The sequence below is a fragment of the Winogradskya consettensis genome (assembly GCF_018332715.1).
Taxonomy (GTDB): domain Bacteria; phylum Actinomycetota; class Actinomycetes; order Mycobacteriales; family Micromonosporaceae; genus Actinoplanes; species Actinoplanes consettensis.
In genome coordinates this window covers 180,163-203,750 of the sequence record NZ_BOQP01000016.1, presented here as the reverse complement: position 1 = coordinate 203,750, position 23,588 = coordinate 180,163, and the positions used below count along the sequence as shown (strand labels likewise).

The following is a 23,588-nucleotide window of genomic DNA, read 5'->3' as shown; positions in this document are numbered from 1 at the left end:
AGGCCTCTCGGTGCGTTAGGGAACGGGCCAGCCGTGCGTAAAGCCGCCGGACTGGTTGTAAAAACCTTCAACCGTGACGCCATTGTAGGTACCAGTCCACTTGTTCGCGGACACCGGCGCCGAGTTCTTGAAGGCGCCGGACACCGCGTTGTCCACCTGTGCCGCCGTCCAGTCGTCGGGGAAGAACGTGCTGGCGCCGCTGTTGCCGGCCTTCGGTTTCCACGTGCCGGCCGGCGGGTTCAGGGTCGGGTCGAAGAACTCGGGTTCCGCCTCGTACACGCCGTTCGGGTGGTCGACCTTCGAGCCGGGCACGAGCCGGCGGCCGGGGTAGTCCTCGCCGCCGGGGCGGTAGTGGTAGCCGGAGCCCTTGGGCTGGCCCGGTCGCACGTGGCCGCCGCCGATGGTGTGGGTCGTGAAGTGCGGATTCATCCGATCGGAGCGGGCCCGCTTCTGAGTCTTGCGCAGGAAACGTAGCGCGGCCCGCATGAGTTTGCCGGAGCCTCCTGCCATGCCCGGTCACCCTTCCAGCAGCTGGAAGATGGCGTCCTGCACGAGATTCCCGATGATCGTCCGGGTCAGCTGCTGGAAGATCGGGATCTCGGCCAGGCTCGCTCCGAACGTCGGTGCGGCCGTCGCCACGGCCTGCGCGATCTCCACGGCCAGGATGGCGAGCTGGGCGATGACCGCTATCTTGAGGGTGAGCACGATCCCGCCGCAGATCATCAGGCCCGTGCCGGTCAGCGTGGCAGCCTTCGTGCCGTCCAGGAGTGCCTTGGCCGGACTGTCCTCCCTCGCCCACCACGTCTGGAACGCGGCGACGGCCTCGCCCTCATGCTCGTTCCACACCTCGGTGGCGGTGGATGTCGCGTCCGACACGATCGCCTCGAGCCTGTCGGAGAACGACATCCATGCCTGCCCCATGTCGACCAGCGCGGTCTCGTCGGCCTCCGGCCAGTGGTAGCCGAGGATGTCGAGCAGCGATTGGAGCTCACCCGGTATCTCCAAGCCCATCAGTGCCCCAGCTCGTCAGCCAACCCGTCGAACCGGCGGCCTACGTTCTCGTCCACCTCGGTGTACTGCGCGCTGATGTCCATCACGTCGGCGCCGGCCGCGGCCATCTCGTCGAGGGCGTCCTGGTAGCACTCGAACGCCCACGACGACACCTCGTCGTGGGCGGCGCCGATCAGCGAGCCGATGTCGTCACTCCCCCAGGGCGCGCCGAAACCAGCCAGCTCGGACTGGAACGACGCCAGCTCCGCGGAGAGCCGTGAGGCGACGCTCTGCAGAGTCGATCCGGTCGCCGAGAGCCGTTCAGGATCGATCATGAAGCCGGTCATCGCTCACCGGCCCGGCGGATGAGCTGCTCCTGCGCTTCGACCAGCGACGCGGTCAGCTTCGTGAACTGGCGCTCCGCATCGAACTGGATCTCCTTGAGCTGGTCGGTGAGCGCACCGAGGCCGGCCTGACCAGCAGTGGCTACCGCCCGGCCCCGCAGGTCAGCAAGCGCGGCATTGACGGCCGACTCGACCTCGCGCGCCAGCTCGTCGGCGCTCAGCCGCAGCACCGAGGGCTCCAGCTCGAGATTCTCGATCCGCCCGGGCAGGACGGCCCGGACCCGGATCCGGCTGTCCGCGGCCTCGCCCGTACCGAGGGGCGGTTCCGATTCGTCCTGGTCACCGGAGGGCTTCTGGGCCCGGCCGAGCGCGGCCACCACATCGGCCAGCGTTCCGCTCAGGCCGGATGGATCGATCGGGCTGGTCATTCTCAACCTCCTCGCGAGGGCGGTCGCACCCCCAACCCGACCATATCGAAACCTGTCAAAGTGGAGGGGGATGCCGGGGTGGCGGAATCCTTCGCCGGGGGTGGTGGGTGCCGATTGTGGGGTATGAAATGCCTTACCGCCCGATCGGTTCTGCTGGTCGGTGCGGTCGCCGCGCTGGTGACCGCGGCGGCGCCCGGTGCCTGGTATTCGCATTGGGTCTACCTGGTCATGTATGGCACGGCTGTGGCGGTCGGGTGGTGGCGGCTGCGGACGTTCCGGGGGGCGGCGCGGGGCAGCTTTGTCATGATCATGGTTGCGGAGAGTATGTGGCTGGCCGGGGATGTGCTCTATGACGTCGTGGAGCGGCTCACGCCCGATCTTGGTGATGTGACGCCGTCCGACGCGTTGTGGATCGCGGGGAACCCGATTCTTGCCGCCGGGTTGCTCCGGCTGGCGCGGCGCCGGTCGGCCGTGCGGCTGCGTAACGGCCTGCTCGACGGGTTGACGATGGCGACCGTGGTCGCGTGGTTGTTCGGGCAATATGTGGTGCTGCCGGCGGCTCAGAACCAGCGTCTCTCGCCGGAGGTGGCCCTGGCCGTTCTCTACCCTCTCACCGACGTGCTGCTGTTCGTCGCGGTCGTCGTGCTGGTGCTGTCGCCCGGTGCCAAGGGCGGGCCGGGGCGCTTCCTGATCGCCGCGGTGGTGCTGGAACTGGTCGGCGACCTGTTGGAGTCCACCGGGCCGGTGATCTTCCCTGCCATCTCCGATGCCACGATCAGCCGGTTCGACGGCATTCTGCTGCTCGGCAATGTGCTGTTCATCAGCACCGTGCTGCACCGCGACGCCGAGCGCTTCGCGGATCCGCGGCCCGACGACCGGCGGCTGCATCCCGCGCGGGTCGTCTTCCTGGGCGTCGCTCTGCTGACGTTCCCGATCATGGCCGCGCTGGTGACCGTGAGCCTGGCGGGCCGGATCTCCCTGATCTGCTCGGCCGTGCTGCTCACCGGGTTGATCCTGGCCCGCTTCCTGCTCGTGGTCCGTGAGCAGGAGCGTACTCAGGCCATTCTCGCCCACCAGGCCGGCCACGACATGCTGACCGGGCTGGCGAACCGCCCGGCGCTGATCGCCCGCCTGACCACCGAGCTGGTCCAGCCGGTGGGCTACGGCCCGGTCGTCTGTTACCTCGACCTGAACGGCTTCAAGCAGGTCAACGACGGCTACGGGCACGCGGCCGGTGACCTCGTGCTGGTCGAGATCGCCGACCGGCTCACCCGCGCGCTGCGGCCTGGCGATCTGGCGGCCCGGCTCGGCGGCGACGAGTTCGTCGTCGTGGCCGTGGACGCCACCGGTGAGGGGGACGCGTCCGCCCTGGTCGAACGGCTACGTGACCTGATCGCCGGGCCGGTGCGGGACGGCGACCGCGAGTACGAGATCGGCGCCAGCATCGGCGTCGCCGCAGCCGCCGACCTCACCGACCCGACAGCCGACACCCTGCTGGCCGCCGCTGATGCCGGCATGTACGCCGAGAAGGCCGCCCGCCGCACCCTGCTCGGGGCGGCAGGTCAGTAGAGGCCGGTCGGCGCGGTCTGCCAGCCGGTGGGGTCGACGCCGCCCGGGATGGGGGACGCCGGGTCGTAGGGCTGGCGGGTGAAGACGAACGAGCCCACGTCGAGGTGGGTGACCGTGCCTGCCGGGTCGCGGATCACCCGGAGGTGTTCGCCGGTGAAGTAGCCGTTGAGTGCTTCCCAGGTTTCGGTGGAGGCGGTGGGGCGGAAGCGGATACCGGTTTTGCCGGTCAGGGAGGCGAGTTCGACGAAGCCGTCGGCGAGCGGCCGCAGTGCGTACCCCTGCGGTCCCCAGTACCAGGGGCCGGCAAGCTCCAGCACCCCCGGATCAACGGATTCCAGGGGGCGCCACGGCGCGGGGATGCGGGGCTCGTGCGAGGTCACGATCTGTAGCAGCTCGGCGGTGAGGGTGCCGACGGTGAGGCCCGCTGTCGTGTTGGCCAGGACGACCGCGCCGAGGTTGTCGTCGGGGCTCACCCACACGGTGGCGAGGAAGCCGGGCATGGATCCGGTGTGGCCCGCGAGGAGGCGGCCGTCGCGGTGCAGGAGCTGCACGCCCAGCCCGTACGGGCTGTCGAGGCTGGTGGGTTCCGACGGGCTGGAGGGGATCCGCATGTCCTGGGCCACGGGCGAGGTCAGCAGGAACGACGCGAAGCGGGCCAGGTCGGTGGTAGTCGACCAGAGCTGGCCGGCCGGGGAGAGCAGACCGGTGTCCTGGAGCGGTTCCGGCAGCAGGACGTCGGCCCAGGGATGGACGGCCCAGCCGGTGGCGTGCGGGGCGACCGGGTGCGGGGTCGTGCGGGTCATGCCGAGCGGTTCCAGGATCTCCCGACGCAGTACGGCGCCCCAGGGCTCGTCGTGCAGTTTCGCGACCAGGGCGCCCAGCAGCGCGTACCCGGGATTGGAGTAATGGAAGCGCCGGCCCACCGGGTGACGCAGGGGGTCGTCGCCGAGGACGCCACCCAGGTCCGGGCGCAGGGTGCCGGGGGTGCGTTCCCACCACGGGCCGGGTGACTCGGAGGACAGGCCCGCGGTGTGCGCGAGCAGGTCGCGGATGGTGATGCCGTCGGGGGCCACGCCGGGCAGATGCAGGCTGAGCGGGTCGGTGAGAGACAGCCGGCCCGCGTCGCGCAGCCGCAGGACCAGGACCGCCACGAACGTCTTGGTGATCGAGCCGATCCGGTACTGGGTGTTGCCGTCGGGCACGTCGCCGTTCACGGTTCCCCGGGCGTCCGACCAGACCACGTCGCCGTCGCGGATCACCGCGGCCACGATCGAGGGTGTGCGTCCCTGGACCTGGGCGGTGGCGAGCTTGTGCAGCAGGGCGCGACGGGTGCCGGGCAGCAGTTCGAGGGACATGCGAGGAATTTACAAGCCTTATGATCGGGGGTATGTCGCTGCTGAGGACGGCCATCGGGACAGTGTTGCGGCGCCTTCGCCAACGGCAGGGCCGCACGTTGCAGCACGTCGCGGATGATGCCGGGGTGTCCATGCCGTACCTGTCGGAGATCGAGCGGGGCCGCAAGGAGGCCTCGTCGGAGATCCTGGCCGGAATCTGCCGTGCGCTGGGCATAGACCTGGTTGACCTGCTGGAAGACGTGCGGCTCGAACTGCTGAGCACGAAAACGGCCAAGCCCATCGGCTCTGCTCAGGGCAGATACGCTCTGAGCAGATCTGCTATGGGCCGATCTGCCGCCAGCAGAGAAAGTATCAATCGCGGCATGCGTACGCCGAAACTGGCCCTATGCCGAACTCTGAGCCCCACGGTTTCCAGCTCTTCGAGGAGCTACTGAAGCAGCGCATCGTCTTCCTCGGCACCGAGGTGAACGACGAGAGCGCCAACACGGTCTGCGCGCAGCTGTTGCTGCTGTCCGCGGCGGACCCCGAGCGCGACATCCAGCTCTACATCAACTCGCCGGGCGGATCGGTGAGCGCGGGTATGGCCGTCTACGACACGATGCGGTTCATCCCGAACGACGTGGCGACGATCGGGATCGGCCTGGCTGCCTCGATGGGGCAGTTCCTGCTCACGTCGGGCACGGCCGGCAAGCGGTATGCGCTGCCGCACTCGCGGGTGATGATGCACCAGGCGTCCGGCGGCATCGGCGGGACGAGCGCCGACATCATGATCCAGGCGGAGAACATGTTGTTCACCAAGCGTCAGATGCACGAGCTGATCGCGCAGCACAGCGGCCGCCCGGTCGCGCAGATCGCCGAGGACTCCGACCGCGACCGCTGGTTCACCGCCGAGCAGGCCCGGGACTACGGCCTCATCGACGAGGTCATCACCGAGGCAGCGCCGATCCCGGTGTGATCGATGGTGTCAAGAATATAATCGGCCTTCAGATCGGCGAGATTGCGGCGAGTCTGTGACGTCTCGTCATGGTCAAATCCCAATGTTTTCTGCTGAAGTTCGAGGACCGTACGAAGCTCATGGACCGCCGCCACCAAGTCACCTAGATCACGCACGGCCAGGGCGTGGTTGCGTCGGGTTCGCAGCGTGTCCGGGTGTGCGGCGCCGAGCAGTTCACCTTGATCGTTGATCACCCGGCGAAACCCCTCTTCGGCCAGGCCGAACCGGCGACGATCGAATTCGAGAAGAGCGAGGTGGTGGCGAGTGTCGAAGACGTGGGCATGACGCTCTCCCAACACCTGCCGCTGCAGCTTCAAGACGTCTTTGAACTCGCGTTCCGCCTCTTCTCTTTTGCCCTCTTCGCGTAGCACCAGACCAATGTTGTGCCGAGTGCGCAGCAGATCAGGGTGATCCTCACGAAGGAGCTTCCGCTGCGCGCTCAGCACGGCCTCATATTCCGCACGAGCACCCCGCACGTCTCCCCGGTCGTAGAGCACCCTGCCAAGATTGTTCTGGACGACGAGAAACATGAGACGGTCGGACGTCGTGCGAAGAAGCACCAGTACGGCCCGGAATTCGGCTTCGGCGTCAGCTAGTCGTCCTCGGCGGTGGAGAATCCGCGCCCGGTTGTACCGGCAGCCAAGGGTTGTCTCATGATTTTCGCCATACAGATTTTTGAAAGCCATGTAGACGGCATCATGCTCGGGTTGGGCTTCGTCAACCTTGCCTTGGTCGAACAGAACCAGTGCAAGGTTGTTCCGGGTAGCGAGAGTCTCCTCGTCTTCGTCGCCGAGCAGATGGCGCCGGCTTTGCAATACTTCTCGGTAGAGGGCCTCGGCCAGCGCCCAACACCCCCGTGTGTACAGCGCACGAGCCTTGTTGTGTCGCGCCGCAGCTGTCACGAGGTCGAGCTGGCGCTCGGCGTCCTCGTAGGAACCCTCCTTGAACATGGCCTCGGCGACTTCGTGATGCGTGTTGACATACTTCGAACTCAGAAACGAGACAGCAGGCTCTGCGGTGCGCGAACCCGTAGCACGGGGAAGACCATCATCGCGAGGTTGTGCGTCCTGCCATAGCCGCTTGAAATGCTCTCTGTCGCCGTTGAGCGCATCGACGACCAGGAGCAAGGTCTCGAGTTTGGGAATTCGTCGGCCCCGGATGACATCATTGACCGTGGTGTGGCTCAAGGCTTTGAACTCGCTCATGGCACGCAGGTCAAAGCCGGTCAGAGAGTCCCGCCGCTCGATCTTGCGTGCGATCGTCCGGCTGCTCGGGGCACTGGCTGCCAGGTGAGCCTCACGAATAGCCTCGTACAGACGTCCTTCCGCGGTCATCCACGTCTCCGATCCTGGTATGAACGCCCCTCCATCGCCGCCCGCTCTCTTCGCAACGAACGACCGCGAGTGCGCGCGCCGTCTGACTTCACGCGCCTCTCCTTGCGACGCGCGGACCTGTCAGACCGCCCCTCCGGGACATGGCGTCGACTGGTCAACAACGGCAGATCACGACGAAGGAGTAGGGACACCATTTCATGTGCTCGCTGACGGTGTCCATCGTGTCGTGACCAGACGTAGGTCAGTGCGAAGAACAGAACCACCGCCGTGAAAATCAGCCAAGTGACAACGGTTACGAAGATAGATATGGCCGCAAAACGCATGATGCTGTCTCCCTGATACAGGACTGCCGATGGAGCACTTGAACAACTCCACAGTGCGGCATCGACATCGTCTACTGCGAGCGTCCAATACGGATCTTGACCAGAGTTGACAAGATCGAACATGGTCAGTCGGTGATGTTCGCATCCTGGGTGGGACTGCCGAAGCGCTGCGCGACCCAGACCGGCAGGACCGAGAGCAGGATCAGGACGGCCGCGACGACGTTCACCACCGGGGCCTGGTTGGGGCGGAAGAGGTTGGTGAAGATCCAGAGGGGCAGGGTGGTGAGGCCTGGGCCGGCGGTGAACGTGGTCACGATGATCTCGTCGAAGGAGAGCGCGAAGGCCAGCAGGCCACCGGCGAGCAGGGCCGAGCGGATCAGCGGGAACGTCACGTAGCGGAAGGTCTGCCACGGCCCTGCTCCCAGGTCGGCGGAGGCCTCCTCCAGGCTCGTGCCGGTGCGGCGCAGCCGGGCGAGCACGTTGTTGTAGACGGTGACCACGCAGAACGTGGCGTGACCGACCACGACGGAGAGCAGGCCCTTGCCGATGCCGAGCTCGCCCATGACCGAGCGCCACGCGCTGTCCAGGGCGATGCCGGTGACGATGCCGGGCAGGGCGATCGGCAGGACGATCAGCAGGGACAGGGTGTCGCGGCCGAAGAACGCGAAGCGGTGCACGGCGAAGGCGACCAGTGTGCCGAGCAGCAGGGCGGTGGCGGTGGCCCCGAGGGCGGCCTGCACGGAGGTGAGCAGGGCCTGGCGGGCGCCGTCGCTGGCCCAGGCCGCCGCCCACCAGCGGGTGGTGAGGTCGTGCGGGGGCCAGGCGAACGTACGGTCGCCGTTGAAGGAATTGACCAGGACCAGCAGCAGCGGCACGTAGATGAAGGTCAGGCCGAGGGCCATGGCGGCGCGCAACGCCCAGCGCGCCGCGGGTGACAACGTCACAGCTCCTCCAGAGCGCCCGAGCGGCGGACGGCGATCAGGTAGATGACCATGATGAGGACGGGGATCGTGGCGAGGGCGGCGGCGAACGGGAGGTTGCCGGCCGCGCCGATGTTCGCGTACACCAGGTTGCCGATCAGTTGGGTCTTGCCGCCGACGATCTGGACGGTGATGTAGTCGCCCAGCGAGAGCGAGAACGTGAAGATCGATCCGGCGGCCACGGGCGGGACGAGCAGCGGCAGGACGATCCGGCGCAGGGTGTGACCGGCGCGGGCGCCGAGGTCGGCCGAGGCCTCCAGCAGCGAGTCCGGCAGGCGGTCCAGGCCGGCATGGATCGGCAGGATCATGTACGGCAGCCACAGGTACGCCAGCACGATCACCGTCGCGGTCAGTCCATATCCGGGGCCGCGGCCGGGGCCCCCGAGCAGCGAGTCGATCGGGCCGCCGTTGCCGAGCAGGACCCGCCACGCGTACGCCTTGACGAGGTAACTCGCCCACAACGGCGTGAGCACCGCGATGACCAGCCAGGGCCGCGCCCGGGCGGAGGCGACCTTGGCCATGTAGAACGCCATGGGTACGGCGACCACGACGCAGATCACCGTCACCGCGGCCGCCACCCCCACCGACCGCAGCGTGACCGTGCGGTAGACCTCCTCGCCGAGGATCGTCCGGAAGTTGGCGAGCGAGAATTCCCGGACGATGCCCCCGGTGAACCCGTTGACGGTCCAGAACGCGGACACCATGAGTACGCCCAGAGCGCCGAGATACGCGACAACGAGCCACAGCACCGGGGCGGTCAGCAGCGCCGCGAGTTGCCACCGGGGATGGCGGTGCATGCTCACCCCTTGATCGCCGTCCACGCCTGCGTCCACGCCGCGTAGTCCTTGCACGTGACGTCGGTACGCCCGTCGACGCACTGCGCGAGCGGGGTGGTCCAGTACCAGACCTGGTCGAAGTAGGACTCGTCGTCGGCGTGGAACGTGGTGCAGTGGTTCTTGTCGACGGTCTGCGCGCAGGACAGCTTGTTGGCGGGTGCCTCCCCGAACCATTCGGCGACCGCGGCGTTGGCCCTGGGCGACACGATGTGGTTCATCCAGAGGTAGCCGCAGTTCGGGTGTGCCGCCTTCGCCGCGATCATCCAGGTGTCCGACCAGCCGGTGGCTCCCTCGCTGGGCAGCACCGCCTCGACCGGCGCCCTGTCGGCCTTCGCGAGGTTGACGATCACCTGCCACGACGTGCCGAGCACGGAGTTGCCGGCCTTGAACGCCTGCACCTCCTTCGTGTAGTCCGCCCAGTACTCCCCGATCGCCTTGTTCTGCTCCTTCAACAGCGCGACGGCGGCGTCGAACTGGGTGTCGTCGAGCGCGTACGGGTTCTTGATGCCCAGATCCGGCTTGCTCTTCATGAGGTAGAGCGCGGCGTCGGCGATGTAGATCGGCGAGTCGTACGCGGTGATCCTGCCCTTGAACGGCGAGTCCGGGTCGAAGACGGCGCCCCACGACGTCGGTGCGGGCTTGACGATGTCGGTGCGGTACATCAGGACGTTCGCGCCGCGGCCGTGCGGGACGCCGTACGCAACCCCGTTGACGGCGTTCCACGGCTTGTCCTTGAGCCCGTCGAAGATGTCCTTGTAATTCGCGATCAGGCCGGTGTTCACGGGAGCCACGTCGCCGCCGTAGATCAGCCGCAGCGACGCGTCGCCGGACGCCGACACCACGTCGTACTCTCCGGTCTTCATGAGGGTGACCATCTCGTCGGAGGTCGCGGCCACCTTGTTGTTGACCTTGCAACCGGTCTCCGACTCGAACGGGCTGACCCAGTCGACCGTCTTGTCGGTCGAGCCGTCCTCGACGTATCCGGCCCAGGAGACGATGTTGACCTCGCCCTCCCCCGCGCCGAGCGCTGCCAGTTTCTCGATTCTGGGCACGGACAGGCCGCCCGGGCCGGATCCGCCGCCCTCGTCACCGCCACCGCACGCGGCGAGCGTGAGCACCCCCGCCACCAGAACCGCCGTCGTCCACCTGCTGTCAGCTCGCATGCGCGCTGTCCTTTCCGGAGGGGAGTGGGATGACGTGCTCCTCGTGCCAGCCGAGCCGGACCCGCTGACCGCGCAGCCCGGCGAGCGCGCGCGGGGTGCGGCTGTTCTGCTCGACCACGACCACCCGGGCGCCGGCGTCCAGGTCGACCACGTAGCGGGTGACCGGCCCGGCGTAGATGACCTCGGCCACAGTGCCCGGCGCGGCTGCCGGCTCGTCGGTGATCGCGATCTTCTCCGGGCGTACGGAAAAGGTGCCCTCCTTCCTGAAGAGGGTCCTTGCGGTCTCCCCGGAGAACACGTTGGACGATCCGACGAAGTCCGCCACGAACGCGCTCGCCGGGCGCTCGTAGACCGACTCCGGGGTGCCGACCTGCACGATGCGGCCCCCGTCGAAGACCGCCACCCGGTCGCTCATCGTCAGCGCCTCGTCCTGGTCGTGCGTGACGAAGACGAACGTGATGCCGGCGTCGCGCTGGATCGCCTTGAGTTCCACCTGCATCTGCTCGCGCAGCTTGCGGTCGAGCGCGCCGAGGGGCTCGTCGAGCAGCAGCACCTTCGGCCGGTTGACCAGCGCCCGGGCCAGGGCGACCCGCTGGCGCTGACCGCCGGACATCGCCGACGGTTTACGCGCGCCGAAGCCCTCGAGCCGCACCTTGGCGAGGGCCTCCCGGGCGCGCTCACGGCGTTCACGTTTCGCGACCTTGCGCACCTTCAGCCCGTACTCGACGTTCTCCTGCACGCTGAGATGCGGGAACAGCGCGTAGTCCTGGAAGACGGTGTTGACGTCGCGCTCGAACGGCGCCAGCCGGGTGACGTCACGGCCGTCCAGCGCCACGGTGCCCGCGGTGGGCAGCTCGAACCCGGCGATCAGCCGCAGCACGGTGGTCTTGCCCGAGCCGGACGGGCCCAGCATCGAGAAGAACTCGCCGTCGCCGATCCGCAGGTCGATCCCGTCGACCGCCGTGACGGCGCCGAAGGTCTTGCGCAACCCGCTCAGCTCGACGGTCATGGGCCTGTTGTAGCGGATCTCGGTAATCACCCCGCACGGTTACCGCTGGATCTTTATATTGGGGCGGATTCCGGCATCGCCCTCTTGCGCCTGAGTTGACCTTTATCGTTTCACCGTGACGACTTCGCATGATTCCGTCCGGCTGGCCGTGGTGGTGGGCGCGCTGGGCGTGGTGTTCGGGGACATCGGCACCAGCCCGATCTACACGCTGCAGACCGTGTTCAGCCCGGACGACCCGCACCCCGTGCCGGTCAGCGACAGCAACGTCTTCGGGGTCGTCTCGCTGATGTTCTGGTCCGTCATGATCATCGTCACGGTGACGTACGTGCTGCTCGCCATGCGCGTCGACAACGACGGCGAGGGCGGCATCATGGCACTCATCGCACTGCTGCGCCGCTGGGGTGCGCAGCGCGGCCACAAGGCGGCCGGCGTGCTCGCCGCGGTCGGCATCTTCGGCGCCTCGCTGTTCTTCGGCGACAGCATGATCACCCCGGCGATCTCGGTGCTCTCCGCGATCGAGGGGATCAAGGTCGTCGAGCCCTCCCTGGGTAGCCTGGTCGTGCCGATCACCGCCGTGATCATCGTCGTGCTCTTCCTGGTCCAGCGCCGGGGCACGGCCGCTGTCGGGCGCATCTTCGGCCCGATCATGATCCTCTGGTTCGGGGCGATCGCCACGTTCGGTGCGATCGGCATCGCCGGACACCCCGCGATCCTCAGAGCCCTCTCGCCGACGTACGCGGTGGGCTTCCTCATCGGCCACTTCCACATCGCCTTCTTCGCCCTCGCCGCGATCGTGCTGGCGGTCACGGGCGCCGAGGCCATCTATGCCGACATGGGCCATTTCGGCCGCCGCGCGATCGCGCGGGGCTGGTTGTTCCTCGTCCTTCCCGCGTCCACTGTCAGCTACCTGGGCCAGGGGGCATTGATCCTCGACGACCCGGCGAACATCCGCAGCCCGTTCTTCCTGCTCCTGCCGAGCTGGGGACGGCTGCCGATGGTGGTGCTCGCCACCGCGGCCACGGTGATCGCCTCGCAGGCCGTGATCACAGGGGCCTACTCGGTCGCGTCGCAGGCGGCGCAGCTCGGTTACCTGCCCCGGCTGCGGGTCGTGCACACATCGGAATCCTCGGTCGGGCAGATCTACGTACCGTGGATCAACTGGCTCCTGATGGTCTCGGTCCTCACGCTGGTCTTCGCGTTCCGCAGCTCGGCGGCCCTGGCCTTCGCGTTCGGCATGGCCGTGACCGGCACGATCACCATCACCACCCTGGTCTTCTTCTACGTCGCCCGCGGCAAATGGGGCGCACCGCTGTGGCTCATCGTCAGCGGCGCCACCGTCCTGCTCGCGGTCGACCTGCTCTTCGTCGCCGCCAACCTCACCAAACTGGCCCACGGCGCCTGGCTGCCGCTGCTGATCGGCCTCACCGCGTTCACCCTCATGACCACCTGGCAGCGCGGCCGCAAGATCGTCACGGCCGAGCGCGACCGTCAGGAAGGCTCACTGCGCGAGTTCATCGACGAGCTCAGAGACCCCCGATCCCAGATCCAGCGGGTACGCGGCACAGCGGTGTTCCTCAACCGCGGCAAGCAGACGGCACCCCTGGCGATGCGCGCCAACGTCGAGCACAACCACGTCCGCCACGAGAACGTCGTCATCATGACGCTCACCACCGAACCCGTGCCCCGCGTCCCTTCGGACGAACGGATCGTCGCCGACGACCTCGGCTACGGCGACGACGGCATCATCCACGTCATAGCCCGCTTCGGCTACATGGAGACCCCCGACGTGCCCGGCGTGCTGCGGCAGCTCGAGCCCGCGATCACCGAGGGTCACCTGCAGCTCGACCAGGCCTCGTACTTCCTGTCGAAGATCGAGCTCCGGATCGGCACGGCCCCGACGATGGCACCCTGGCGCAAACACCTCTTCGTCGCGACGTCCTACATCACCGCCGACGCCGCGGAGTACTTCGGACTCCCCCGCGACCGCACGGTGATCATGGGCTCACACATCGAGGTCTGACAGCCTTCGTGCGCGAGATACATCGTGTCTGCCATGCGACACACGGGGAGATCCGTCCTCGGGACGTCCCGGGTTGCCGGTAATCTGCCGCGGTGCCGGACACCGAATCTACAATGGTCGCAGCCCGTTACCGTCTCGTGCGCATCCTCGGCGAGGGTGGCATGGGCCGGGTCTGGGCCGCCCACGACGAGTTGCTGCACCGCGAGGTCGCGCTCAAACAGCTCCTCCTGCCGGCCGGCCTCACCCACGGCGAGATCATCGAGCTCCGCGAACGCGCGATCCGGGAGGCCCGCGCGGTCGCCCAGTTCGACCACCCCAACGTGATCCGCATCTTCGACGTCGTCCACGAGCAGGACAGCCCGTGGATCGTGATGGAGCTCGTCGAGTCCCGCTCGATGCACCAGGTCCTGCGTGACGAGGGCCCCATGCCGCCCGCGAAAGCCGCCCGCATCGGCCTCGGCATCCTCAACGGCCTGCGAGCCGCCCACCGCGCCGGCATCCTGCACCGCGACGTCAAACCGGCCAACGTCCTGCTCGCCACCGACGGCCGCGTCGTCCTCACCGACTTCGGCCTCGCCGTGGCCGCCGGCGACAGCGCCATGACCCGCACCGGTGTCCTGCTCGGCTCCCCGTCCTACCTCGCCCCCGAACGAGCCCTCGACGGCGAGGTCGGCCCCGCCAGCGACCTGTGGTCCCTCGGCGCCACCCTCTACTACGCCGTCGAGGGCCGCACCCCCTACGAACGCTCCTCCCCCATCGCCACCCTCGCCGCCCTGGCCACCGAGCTACCCAAACCCCCGGAGCGCGCCGGCGCGCTCTACCCCGCCCTGGCCGGCCTCCTGCAGAAGGACCCGGCCCACCGAGCCGACGCCCCCACCGCCGAATCCCTCCTGCGAACAGCCGCCGCCTCCGAGCCCGACCCCCTCGCCGTCCTCGCCCCGACCCCCTCCGACCTGGACCGCCTCGCCGCCCTGGCCCCGAACGGCCCGGCCCCCACCCCGTCCACCGGCCCGGGCGCACCCGCCACGCCCGCCCGGCCGACGGCACACCCCACGCCCGCGTCGCCCGCCGCACACCTCGCGCTCGCCTCGCCCGCCGCGCCTGCCGCGTCTGCCGCGTCTGCCGGGCCCGCCGCGTCCGCCGCGTCTGCCGGGCCCGCCGCGCCGGTGGTACATGCCGCGCCCACAGGAGCGGGCACGCTCGACGGCATCGCGGGCATCGACGTGCGTGCGCACCCGAACCCGGGCGACCGGCCCACGGCGTCGACACCACACGGTGTGCCGGCGACCGCGGGTGCGACGACTCCCGCAGCTGCATCGGTGGCGCGGTCGAAGCGGATGCGCCCGATCTGGTGGTCGGCGGCTGCGGTGGTAGTCCTGCTGGTGGGCGGTGGAATCGCCGCGCGGCCGTTGTTCTCCACCGCCGAGGCGGGCGAGACCCCGCCCGCGGCACTGCCCGGCGCGACGCAGGAGACTCCGGGTCCCGCGGGGAGTTCCCCGGCACCGGGCAGCGGGAAGCCGGCCTCGACCGCGCACCGGTCGCGCAGTGCCACACCGTCGCGGCCGAACAAAGGTGGCTCGGCGTCCAGCCCCGCGACCGGCTCCACATCGGTCACGACCACGACGAAGCCGACCGCCGCAGCGCCGGGAGCGACCAGCACGAAGAGCATCGCGGTCGGCACGACCATGAGCAACATGGGCACCGGCACGTGCCTGCAGCTGAACACCACCAGCAAGGCCATCGTGTTGTGGCAGTGCGACGGCCGGGACGCACAGAAGTTCGACCTTCCCGGTGACGACACCCTGCGGGTGCTGGGGCTCTGCGTCCAGGTCACGGGCAGTGGGGACGGCGCCCGGCTGCGCGGAGCCACCTGCAGTGGCTCCTCGGCGCAACGCTTCAACTACAACGAATCGTACGATCTGGTGAGCCTCAAGGACATCGCCTGCGTCGACGTGCCCGACAGCGACGCGTCGAACGGGGTCGTGGCTCAGGTGTGGGAATGCTCCGGGAATTCGAACCAGAAATGGAATCACTGATGGGATACACGGGCCGGATCCTGGTCGCTCGCACCGGGAAGCCGTTCGAGGGCGCGAATCTGCTGCACGAGATCGACCTGGGCAACGGCTGGCGGTGGGCGCAGCTCGACGGTGATGCGCGCGGTGCCCTGGCCGCGCTGGTCGAGGAGTCGGGGAGGCCGGCGCTCTCGGCGTACGTGATGGACAGCGACGTTGCCGACGTCGAGGCGCTGAGCCCGTCCGGCAGCGGGTGGCACACCTATCTGCATCCGGACACGGCCGCGGAGTTCGGAGCGCCGGAGCTGGAGGAGAGCGCGGATGAGGTGCTCATGCAGGCCCTCGCGTGGGCGGCCGAGGCGGGTCTCATCCCCGACCCGGAGGCCATCCGTGCTCTGCTCACAGCGCACAACACGTTCGCCGAGGAGACGCTGCGCGAGCTGGTCGCAGCGCTCGGGATCAACCCTGGCTGACAGCCAACGGGTCGTGGCCCGACCGCGACCGGGCCACGACCCGATCGGTCAGCCGAGCTTGCGGGTCAGGAAGTCGTGGATGAGCGGGAAGACCTCGTCGGCGCGGTCCTCGAGAAGGAAGTGACCGCTGTCGAAGAGGTGGAACTCGACGTCCTCGAGGTCGCGCTTGTAGGGGTGGGCGCCCGCGGCCGGGAAGATGACGTCGTTGGCGCCCCACACGATCAGCGTCGGGGGCTGGTGGTCGCGCAGCCACTGCTGGACCGGCGGGTAGAGCGCCGGGTTCGTGCCGTAGTCGAGGAAGTAGTCGAGCTGGATCTCGTCGTTGCCGGGACGGTCGAGCAGGGCCTGGTCGACGATCCAGTTGTCGGGTGAGATGCGGGAGGCGTGGGCCATCCCATCGGTGTACTGGAACTTCGTGGTGTCCAGGGTGACCAGTCCGCGCAGGGCGTCACGGTTCCCGGGGCTGTTGTCGGCCCAGTAGCGCTTGATCGGCGCCCAGAAGTCGTTGTCCAGGCCCTCGTCGTAGGCGTTGCCGTTCTGCACGATGAGCGCGGTGATCGCGTCCGGGTCGGCCAGGGCGAGCCGCCACGCGGTGGGTGCGCCGTAGTCGAAGACGTTGACGGCGTACCTGGTCACGCCGAGCTTGGTCAGAAGCTTCTGCACGTACGCCGCCGCGTTGTCGAACGTGTAGGAGAACTCCGCCCGGTCGGGGGTGGCGCTTCCGCCGTAGCCGGGCAGGTCCGGGGCGATGACGTGGAAGCGGTCCGCGAGGTACGGAATCAGGTCTCGGAACATGTGCGACGAGGTCGGAAAGCCGTGCAGCAGAAGCACGACGGGCGCGTCGGCGGGGCCGGCTTCCCGGTAGAACATCTCGAATCCGTCGAGGTCTTCGGTTTTGTAATGCACGACGGCGGTCATGGTGGTGCTCCTTTTCCGGCGAGCGGGTCGGACGAGAATGACCATACATACTTCTAGGTATGGCGGCAACCCTACTTCTAGGTATGGAGGGCTGTTAGGCTCGTCTCATGGACAACAGGCGGCGGATCATCGACTCGGCCAAGCGGCTCTTCTGGCACCACGGCTACTCGACGACGAGCCCGAAGCAGGTGATGGCGGACTCCGGCGTCGGGCAGGGCAGCTTCTATCACCACTTCCCGACGAAGCCCGGTCTCGCCCAGGAGGTCATCGCCGAGAACGGACGGGACCTCGTCGCTTCCGTACGCGCGGCCATGCAAGGACTGCCGACCGGCCGGGACCGGCTGGCAGCCTTTCTCGCCTCGGCCGGCGACGCGCTCGGCGGATGCCAGATCGGCGGATTCGCGTACGACGCCGGGATCCTCGCCGAGACCGACCTCCGGGAAGCGCTGGGCTCCGCGTTCACCGAGCTGGCCGGCCTCCTCACCGATGTGGTTCGCGAGGCCCTGGACGACGGCTCCCTGCCGCCGGGGCTGGATCCCGCGAAGACGGCCGCCGCCCTGCTGGCCGTCGTCGAGGGTGCGTTCGTCGTCGCGCGAGCAACCGGACGGCAGGCGTCAGCGGACGAGGCGACCGCCGGTGCTCTCGCGCTCCTGGTGGCGAAGGGCTGACGGGTCTACTTCTTGAGACGCCGGCTGCCGGCGTGCCAGTCCTCGACCTTGCCCGGCTCCTGCGCCGCGACGCCGAACGACGGCAGCTGCGGCTGCTCGCGCAGGCTCCGCTTGAGCTCGGCGAACCCGGGGAACCGGGCGAGGCCGACGACGTGATCCCACAACTCCGCGGCCTGCTTCTCGTCGGGCAGCCGGCTGATCACCGGGCCGAAGAACGCGACACCGGCGGGCGGCTCGAAGTGCACGATCGGCGTACCCACGTCCTTGCCCGTCAGCGACAGCGCCTCGTCCGACTCCGCCTGGATCTCGGCGTCCCGGGACGTGTCGGCGAGGAACCCGGCCAGAGATGTGGGCAGGCCGGCCTCGGCGAGCGCGGCGGCGGCGAGTTCCGCAGTGCCCTGCCAGCCGGGCTTCCGGCTCTCGTCGGGGCCGGTCTCCAGGATGCGGGCACCGTACGCGGCGTACAGCGGCCCGATCGCCTCACGGCCGCGCTTCTCCCGCACCGCCGAGGCAACGCGTAGCAGCCGCAGCCCGGCGGTGTGCTGAGCCTCGTACTCCGGCGGGAAGTGACTGTCGTAGTCGAGGTGCGAGTTGATCAGTCGCAACGAGATGAACCGCCAGTCCACGGTGTAGTCGCGGTGGGCCTGCACGATCCGGATCCACTTGCTCGTCATCCACGCGAACGGGCAGATCGGATCGAAGTAGAAATTGATGTCAGCCATGCGGGTAACCCTTCCACTCAATCGTCAACTACTGGCCTGCTGCCGAGATCTTCAACTGCCGGCCTGCTGCCGGCCCGGAAAGGCATGCTGCCGGGCGAGGACGACCACGAGCACGGTCGGGACCGTGAGCACGACCGCCGCGATGACGAGCGAGCTCGGGCCGAAGCCGGCCAGGAGTGCGCCGCCGACGAGGCCGCCGAGGCCGATCCCCAGGTTCCAGGTGGTCACCATCGACGACTGGGCCACGTCGGCGTGCTCTCCGGCCGCCCTCATCAACGCCGACTGCAGCAGGGTGGCCGCCCCGCCGAACGCGAGTCCCCAGGCCGCGACCGTGATGTAGCCGGCCACGACGCTCGAGCCGGCCACAGCAAGGACCACCGAGGCCGCGGCGAACAGCCCGGTGCTGACAACAACGAGCCGGCGGTGGTGGCGATCGACGAACACACCCGTGAGCCAGATGCTGATGATCGAGGCGATGCCGAAGTCGAGAAGGATCCACTGGACGTGATCCGGCAGACCGGCGCCGGCGAGAATCGGAGCGATGTACGTGTACAGGACGGTGTGTGCGAGTACGAATGCGCCTGTCACCGCGAGGACCGTACGGATGCCCCGAAGTCTGAGGATCCTGTGCAACGGAATCCGGTCCTCAGCCTTCCGGCCGGGGAGGTTGGGCAGCTTCCAGGCGGTCCAGACGATCAGCAGGCCGGTCAGCGCCGAGGCGAAGCCGAAGGTGAGCTGCCACCCGACCGCCTCGCCGAGGTACGAGCCGATCGGCACGCCGAGGGACAGGGCCACCGGGGTGCCGGCAAAGGCGAACGCCATCGCCCGCCCCTGGAGCGCGGGACCGACGAGCCGTGCCGCGTACCCACCGAGCAGGCTCCAGACAACCCCGGACGCGGCCCCCGCGACGAACCGGGCCGCCATCGTGACAGCGAAGCTGAGGGAGACGGCGGTGACGAGGTTGGCGATCACGAACCCTGCCAGCGCGGCCAGGAGCAGATGACGTCGTGGCCAGGTCGCTGTGGCGAGCGCGACGGGGACAGCGGTCAGCAGGGTTCCCACCGCGTAGATCGTGACCGTCTGGCCGGCGACGGATTCCGAGACACCGAGCGCCTGACTCATCCGGGGCAACACCCCTGCCGGCAACGCCTCGGTCAGGGTGGTGATCAGCCCGGCAGTGAAGAGCGCCAGCAGGGACGGGAGTGGCAGACGTTCCGCGGACAGTGCGGGCGGAGCGTCGAGATGTGTGGTGGACACGGATTTGTACCTCATCTGCTGGGCGAGCCGCCACGATCGCGGCGGCTCGGCCATGCTCTAACCTTCACATCTATGTGAGGGCAAACGGCTTGTGAGGGAGGTCTCGATGAGAATCAAGGAACTGTCAGAGCGGGCTGACGTATCGCCCCGGCTCCTGCGTTACTACGAGGAGCAGGGCCTGCTCACCCCGGGGCGCGAGGAGAACGGGTATCGCGCCTACGACGAGTCCCTGGTCGTGCGGGTCGGGCAGATCCGCAGTCTGCTCAGTGCGGGACTGACGACGGAGATCATCAGGGACGTGCTGCCCTGCCTGGCCGAGGCGGCGAGCTCGCAGTACCCCGCGCCGGACTTCGTGAACCGGGTCCGGCAGGAACGCGACCGCATGGCGGAGCGTCTCGACAGCCTGACGAGGAATCTGCAGGCCATTGACGCCTACCTGGACGCCGTCACCAGGTAGGCCGTAGCAGCGACCCCTGACAGTGTGATCCAGGTCACCACCTGAGGGTTGCCTGCAACTTCCTGGGCGTCCCGGGCCACCAGATGTCCGTCACCTCGAAGATCAACCCCCGCTTCGAGGCCGGTCCTGGAAGGGAACCCATGGAAGACGCACCGAAGAAGAAGGCTTCTCGCAAGCGGAAGGTCGTTCTCGCGGCGGGCATGGCTGCCGTAGTGGCCGGCATCGGCGCCGCGGCTACCGTCTCGTTCGCGGGGACTGGAGCGGGCACGGACGCCTCCACCAAGGCGGCGACGACCACGGCCTTCAGTGACACCTTCGAGGACGGGGACACCGCGGGCTGGACCAAGTCCGGCGGCACGTGGGCGGTGACCGGCGACGACAGCAAGGTGCTGCGGCAGGGCAAGACCGGGGCGACGCTGGCCCGGGAGTTCGCCGGCGACACGAGCTGGACCGACTACACCGTGACTGCCTCGGTCGAGCCGATCACGATCAAAGCTGATGGGTACGCCGGGATCGTCGCGCGTTCCACCAGCTCCACCAGTTTCTACCGGCTCGCGCTCGCCGGCACCGGCAAGGTCCGCCTGGAGTCGGTCAGGTCGGGCACCGCCACGGTTCTCGGCGAGGCGGCGCTGACCGTGAGCGCGGGCAACGCGTACACGCTGGGGCTGACCGTCAGCGGGAGCACGCTGACCGGTTCGGTGAACGGCGCGTCGGTGGTGAGTGCGACGGCGAGTTCGTTCGGGAACGGGCGGATCGGGCTCCAGACGTACGATGCGACAGCGCAGTTCGACAACGTCACCGTGACCACCACCGGGGCAGCGTCACCCACCGCGACCGCAACCGCGTCACCCACGGCCACAGCGACCGCGACCGCGTCACCGACCGCGACCCCCTCGGCGACAGCGTCACCCACGCCCACGAAGAGCAGCACGGGGACGTTCGAGTCGAGCCCGATCGGGTTCGGCGCGGGCACCACCGGCGGCGCGGGCGGCACCACCGTGCAGATCACGTCGCTGTCGCAGCTGAAGACCGAAGCCGCCTCGGACGGCAAGAAAATCCTGCAGCTCTCGACCGTGCTGAAGGGCTCCGGCTCGGATGAGGTCGTGGTCTCGTCCGACAAGACGATCGTCGGTGTCGGCGCGAACGCGGGGCTGACCGGCGGCGGGTTCTTCGTCAAGAAGGCCGGCAACGTCATCATCCGCAACCTGAAGATCTCGTTCGCGCAGGCGCCGGTCGACCTGATCGCCGCGCAGAAGTCGGACCACCTCTGGTTCGACCACAACGAGCTGTTCAACGACACCAGCCACGACAAGGACTTCTACGACGGGCTGCTCGACCTGACCCACGCGACGGACTTCGTCACGGTCTCGTGGAACCACCTGCACGACCACGCGAAGGGCTCGCTCATCGGGCACAGCGACAGTAATGCCGCCGAGGACACCGGCCACCTGCGGATCACGTACAGCCACAACTGGTTCGACAACGTGGCGTCACGGCTGCCGCGGGTGCGCTTCGGCACCGTGCACCTCTATGACAACCTGTTCACCGACGCGAAGACCAGCGGCATCCACTGCCTGATGAACGCGCAGTGCCTGGTGCAGAACAACGTCTTCGTGAACGTGAAGCTCCCGGTCTGGACGACCGAGGACTCGGACCTGGACGGCTTCGCGGTCGCCACGGGTAACGACTTCGGCGGTGAGGAGCCGGTCATCACCCGGGCCGGCTCGTTCACGACCGCGCCGTACTCCGTCACCCTCGAACCCGTGTCGGCGGTGTCCGCTCTGGTCAAGGGTGGCGCCGGAACGGGCAAGATCTAAGTCCTGCCGCACGTGGTCCTCGCCCGGTGTACGAGAATCAACGGAGTTGATCAACGCCAGGCGAGGACCCCGAGTGAACACAGACGATTACGCGCCGTACGCCTCTCTCCCGGAGATGTTGTTCCATCGGGTGCGTGCCACGCCCGGCTCGCGCGCGTTCGCCGTGCCGACCCCGGACGACACCGGCCTGATCTGGCTGACCTGGGCGCAGACCGGCGAGCGGGCAACGCGGATCGCCGCCGGTCTGCGCGGGCTCGGCGTCACGACCGGCGACCGGGTCGCGCTGCTGTCGAGCACCCGCCTGGAGTGGGTGCTCGCCGACCTGGGCGTGAACTGCGCGGGTGCGGCCACCACCACGGTCTATCCGACGACCGCGCCGGACGATGCCGCGTACATCGTGACGGATTCGGGCTCGAAGATCTTCATCGCCGAGAACGCCTCGCACGCTGCCAAGATCTCCGGCGCGCAGACCTCCGTGACGCACGTCGTGCTGATCGACGGTCCCGCCGACCCGGCTGCGCGGCCACCCCAGCTCACCCTTGCCGACCTGGAGGACCGGGGTGCGGCGGCGCTGGCGGCCGAGCCCGGCCTGATCACGGACATCGTGGCGACGATCGGGCCGGACGACCTGGCGAGCCTGATCTACACGTCCGGGACGACCGGCCGGGCCCGCGGCGTCGAGCTGACCCACGGCGGCTGGGTCTGGCAGGCCGTCGCGCAGGACGGGGTCGGCGTCTTCGACCCGGCGGGCCTGCAGTACCTGTGGCTGCCGCTGTCCCACTCGTTCGGCAAGTCGCTGCTCAGCGGCGTCATCCACGTCGGCGTGCCGACCTACGTGGACGGACGGGTCGACAAGCTCGTCGACATGCTCGCCGTGGTCCGCCCGACGCTGATGTGCGCCGCCCCGCGGATCTTCGAGAAGGTCTACAACAGGGCCGTCACCACGGCGATCGCCGGTGGCGGGCTCAAGGCGAAGATCTTCCACTGGGCCGTCGCGACCGGCAAACGCAAGGTCGCCGCGCAACAGGCAGGCAAACCGGTCGGCGCTCTCCTCAGGGCACGGTACGCCGTCGCGGAGAAGCTCGTGTTCAGCAAGCTGCAGAACCGCCTCGGCGGCAAGGGCATCGTCCTGGTCTCCGGCTCGGCCCCGCTCGGCCGCGACATCGCCGAGTTCTTCGCCGCGGCGGGCCTGCCCGTCCTCGAGGGCTACGGCCTGACCGAGTCGAGCGCGGTCAGCTTCGTGAACCGCCCAGGCGCGTTCCGCATCGGCACGGTCGGGCAGCCCCTCGGCAACCTCGAGGTGAAGACCGACACCGACGGCGAGATCCTGCTGCGCGGCCGGTCGATCATGCGCGCCTACCACCACCTGCCCGAGGCCACCCGCGACACGTTGACCGACGACGGCTTCCTGCGCACCGGCGACATCGGCCACGTGGACGCCGACGGCTACCTCACCATCACCGACCGCAAGAAGGACCTGGTCAAGACGTCCGGCGGCAAGTACATCGCCCCCAGCGCGATCGAGAACCAGTTCAAGGCCGTCTGCCCGTACGCCTCCCAGGTCCTGGTCATCGGCCAGTCCCGCAACTTCGTCACGATGCTCGTCACCCTCGACGAGGAGTCCATCGTCGCCTGGGCCGGCGGAAAACCGTACGCCGAGGTGGTCGCCGCCGCCGAGACCGAGAAGCTGATCGCGGGTTACGTCGAGCAGCTCAACGCGAAGCTGAACCGCTGGGAGACCGTCAAGAAGTTCGCGATCCTCCCCCGCGACCTCACCATCGACGACGACGAGATCACCCCGTCGATGAAGGTCAAGCGCAAGGTCGTGGAGACCAACTTCGCTTCGCAGATCGAGCACATGTACGCGGGAAGCGTCGCCCAGCTGTAGGCGTACCCTCCATTCATTGATATATGTCGAT

22 protein-coding genes and 1 pseudogene are annotated in these 23,588 nt (G+C 68.4%); 10 read left to right on the top strand and 13 right to left on the bottom strand.

All coding sequences use genetic code 11. The features are described 5' to 3' along the window. Positions 1 to 15: 15 nt before the first annotated feature. From Aco04nite_RS16715 to Aco04nite_RS16700, 4 genes are read right to left on the bottom strand one after another with little or no spacing between them, the layout of a single operon-like run. Positions 16 to 510, bottom strand: coding sequence for an EndoU domain-containing protein (locus Aco04nite_RS16715; protein ID WP_244876050.1), 495 nt, complete (start codon positions 508 to 510; stop codon positions 16 to 18). Between the two features lie 6 nt (positions 511 to 516). Further along, positions 517 to 1,011, bottom strand: coding sequence for a WXG100-like domain-containing protein (locus Aco04nite_RS16710; RefSeq protein WP_212998133.1), 495 nt, complete (start codon positions 1,009 to 1,011; stop codon positions 517 to 519). Then, positions 1,011 to 1,325 (bottom strand): WXG100 family type VII secretion target, encoded by a 315-nt coding sequence (locus Aco04nite_RS16705; protein ID WP_244876049.1) that lies wholly within the window; start codon positions 1,323 to 1,325, stop codon positions 1,011 to 1,013. The genes Aco04nite_RS16710 and Aco04nite_RS16705 overlap by 1 nt, the downstream gene beginning before the upstream one ends. A gap of 8 nt (positions 1,326 to 1,333) precedes the next feature. After that, positions 1,334 to 1,762 carry a YbaB/EbfC family DNA-binding protein gene (locus Aco04nite_RS16700; RefSeq protein ID WP_212998131.1) on the bottom strand — a complete coding sequence of 143 codons (429 nt, stop codon included), beginning with the start codon at positions 1,760 to 1,762 and terminating at the stop codon, positions 1,334 to 1,336. Positions 1,763 to 1,885: 123 nt separating this feature from the next. On the opposite strand from Aco04nite_RS16700, the gene Aco04nite_RS16695 reads away from it, so the two are divergent. Further along, complete coding sequence (locus tag Aco04nite_RS16695; protein ID WP_212998130.1) at positions 1,886 to 3,331, top strand: GGDEF domain-containing protein; 1,446 nt, start codon at positions 1,886 to 1,888, stop codon at positions 3,329 to 3,331. On the opposite strand, the gene Aco04nite_RS16690 is transcribed toward Aco04nite_RS16695, so the two are convergent. Continuing rightward, positions 3,325 to 4,686 carry a serine hydrolase domain-containing protein gene (locus Aco04nite_RS16690; RefSeq protein WP_244876048.1) on the bottom strand — a complete coding sequence of 454 codons (1,362 nt, stop codon included), beginning with the start codon at positions 4,684 to 4,686 and terminating at the stop codon, positions 3,325 to 3,327. The genes Aco04nite_RS16695 and Aco04nite_RS16690 overlap by 7 nt on opposite strands. A gap of 32 nt (positions 4,687 to 4,718) precedes the next feature. Here Aco04nite_RS16690 and Aco04nite_RS48845 point away from each other — a divergent pair. Together Aco04nite_RS48845 and Aco04nite_RS16680 are read left to right on the top strand one after the other, a co-directional pair. After that, positions 4,719 to 4,926: pseudogene (locus tag Aco04nite_RS48845) on the top strand (helix-turn-helix domain-containing protein); the annotation flags it as partial. 145 nt (positions 4,927 to 5,071) lie between these two features. Then, positions 5,072 to 5,641, top strand: a complete 570-nt coding sequence (locus Aco04nite_RS16680) for an ATP-dependent Clp protease proteolytic subunit (RefSeq protein WP_212998128.1) — start codon at positions 5,072 to 5,074, stop codon at positions 5,639 to 5,641. On the opposite strand, the gene Aco04nite_RS16675 is transcribed toward Aco04nite_RS16680, so the two are convergent. The 5 genes from Aco04nite_RS16675 to Aco04nite_RS16655 form a co-directional block, all read right to left on the bottom strand. Then, complete coding sequence (locus tag Aco04nite_RS16675; protein ID WP_212998127.1) at positions 5,590 to 7,014, bottom strand: tetratricopeptide repeat protein; 1,425 nt, start codon at positions 7,012 to 7,014, stop codon at positions 5,590 to 5,592. The two genes, Aco04nite_RS16680 and Aco04nite_RS16675, sit on opposite strands and share 52 nt — an antisense overlap. Positions 7,015 to 7,462: 448 nt before the next feature. Beyond that, positions 7,463 to 8,281: an ABC transporter permease gene (locus tag Aco04nite_RS16670; protein WP_212998126.1), complete on the bottom strand. Its 819-nt coding sequence runs from the start codon at positions 8,279 to 8,281 to the stop codon at positions 7,463 to 7,465. Then, positions 8,278 to 9,114, bottom strand: a complete 837-nt coding sequence (locus tag Aco04nite_RS16665) for an ABC transporter permease (RefSeq protein ID WP_212998125.1) — start codon at positions 9,112 to 9,114, stop codon at positions 8,278 to 8,280. The genes Aco04nite_RS16670 and Aco04nite_RS16665 overlap by 4 nt, the downstream gene beginning before the upstream one ends. 2 nt (positions 9,115 to 9,116) lie before the next feature. After that, positions 9,117 to 10,316, bottom strand: coding sequence for an ABC transporter substrate-binding protein (locus tag Aco04nite_RS16660; RefSeq protein WP_212998124.1), 1,200 nt, complete (start codon positions 10,314 to 10,316; stop codon positions 9,117 to 9,119). Then, a complete protein-coding gene (locus Aco04nite_RS16655; RefSeq protein WP_212998123.1) occupies positions 10,306 to 11,325 on the bottom strand; it encodes an ABC transporter ATP-binding protein in 1,020 nt (339 codons plus the stop codon). Before Aco04nite_RS16655 ends, Aco04nite_RS16660 begins: the two co-directional genes overlap by 11 nt. A gap of 115 nt (positions 11,326 to 11,440) precedes the next feature. Here Aco04nite_RS16655 and Aco04nite_RS16650 point away from each other — a divergent pair, with 115 nt between their 5' ends. The 3 genes from Aco04nite_RS16650 to Aco04nite_RS16640 all read left to right on the top strand — a co-directional run bounded on the left by Aco04nite_RS16650 (position 11,441) and on the right by Aco04nite_RS16640 (position 15,830). Continuing rightward, the gene (locus Aco04nite_RS16650) at positions 11,441 to 13,345 is read left to right on the top strand and encodes a potassium transporter Kup (protein WP_212998122.1); all 1,905 of its coding nucleotides are present in this window, start codon (positions 11,441 to 11,443) and stop codon (positions 13,343 to 13,345) included. Between the two features lie 113 nt (positions 13,346 to 13,458). Next, positions 13,459 to 15,381, top strand: a complete 1,923-nt coding sequence (locus Aco04nite_RS49605) for a serine/threonine protein kinase (protein WP_280519348.1) — start codon at positions 13,459 to 13,461, stop codon at positions 15,379 to 15,381. Further along, positions 15,381 to 15,830 carry a hypothetical protein gene (locus tag Aco04nite_RS16640; protein ID WP_212998120.1) on the top strand — a complete coding sequence of 150 codons (450 nt, stop codon included), beginning with the start codon at positions 15,381 to 15,383 and terminating at the stop codon, positions 15,828 to 15,830. Before Aco04nite_RS49605 ends, Aco04nite_RS16640 begins: the two co-directional genes overlap by 1 nt. Before the next feature lie 48 nt (positions 15,831 to 15,878). Here Aco04nite_RS16640 and Aco04nite_RS16635 read toward each other — a convergent pair whose 3' ends face one another. Further along, positions 15,879 to 16,748, bottom strand: a complete 870-nt coding sequence (locus Aco04nite_RS16635) for an alpha/beta fold hydrolase (protein WP_244876047.1) — start codon at positions 16,746 to 16,748, stop codon at positions 15,879 to 15,881. 107 nt (positions 16,749 to 16,855) lie between these two features. Between Aco04nite_RS16635 and Aco04nite_RS16630 the strand changes: the two genes are divergently transcribed. Beyond that, a complete protein-coding gene (locus tag Aco04nite_RS16630) occupies positions 16,856 to 17,416 on the top strand; it encodes a TetR/AcrR family transcriptional regulator (RefSeq protein WP_212998118.1) in 561 nt (186 codons plus the stop codon). Between the two features lie 5 nt (positions 17,417 to 17,421). On the opposite strand, the gene Aco04nite_RS16625 is transcribed toward Aco04nite_RS16630, so the two are convergent. Both Aco04nite_RS16625 and Aco04nite_RS16620 read right to left on the bottom strand, forming a co-directional pair. Further along, the gene (locus Aco04nite_RS16625; protein ID WP_212998117.1) at positions 17,422 to 18,138 is read right to left on the bottom strand and encodes a mycothiol-dependent nitroreductase Rv2466c family protein; all 717 of its coding nucleotides are present in this window, start codon (positions 18,136 to 18,138) and stop codon (positions 17,422 to 17,424) included. A gap of 51 nt (positions 18,139 to 18,189) precedes the next feature. Beyond that, positions 18,190 to 19,449: an MFS transporter gene (locus Aco04nite_RS16620; protein ID WP_212998116.1), complete on the bottom strand. Its 1,260-nt coding sequence runs from the start codon at positions 19,447 to 19,449 to the stop codon at positions 18,190 to 18,192. A 52-nt stretch (positions 19,450 to 19,501) separates the two neighbouring features. Here Aco04nite_RS16620 and Aco04nite_RS16615 point away from each other — a divergent pair, with 52 nt between their 5' ends. The 3 genes from Aco04nite_RS16615 (at position 19,502) to Aco04nite_RS16605 (ending at position 23,557) form a co-directional block, all read left to right on the top strand. Further along, on the top strand, positions 19,502 to 19,852 hold the full coding sequence (locus Aco04nite_RS16615; RefSeq protein WP_212998115.1) for a MerR family transcriptional regulator: 351 nt from the start codon (positions 19,502 to 19,504) through the stop codon (positions 19,850 to 19,852). A gap of 140 nt (positions 19,853 to 19,992) precedes the next feature. Continuing rightward, positions 19,993 to 21,669 carry a pectate lyase family protein gene (locus Aco04nite_RS16610; protein ID WP_212998114.1) on the top strand — a complete coding sequence of 559 codons (1,677 nt, stop codon included), beginning with the start codon at positions 19,993 to 19,995 and terminating at the stop codon, positions 21,667 to 21,669. Between the two features lie 115 nt (positions 21,670 to 21,784). Next, complete coding sequence (locus tag Aco04nite_RS16605; RefSeq protein ID WP_212998222.1) at positions 21,785 to 23,557, top strand: AMP-dependent synthetase/ligase; 1,773 nt, start codon at positions 21,785 to 21,787, stop codon at positions 23,555 to 23,557. Positions 23,558 to 23,588: the final 31 nt, after the last annotated feature.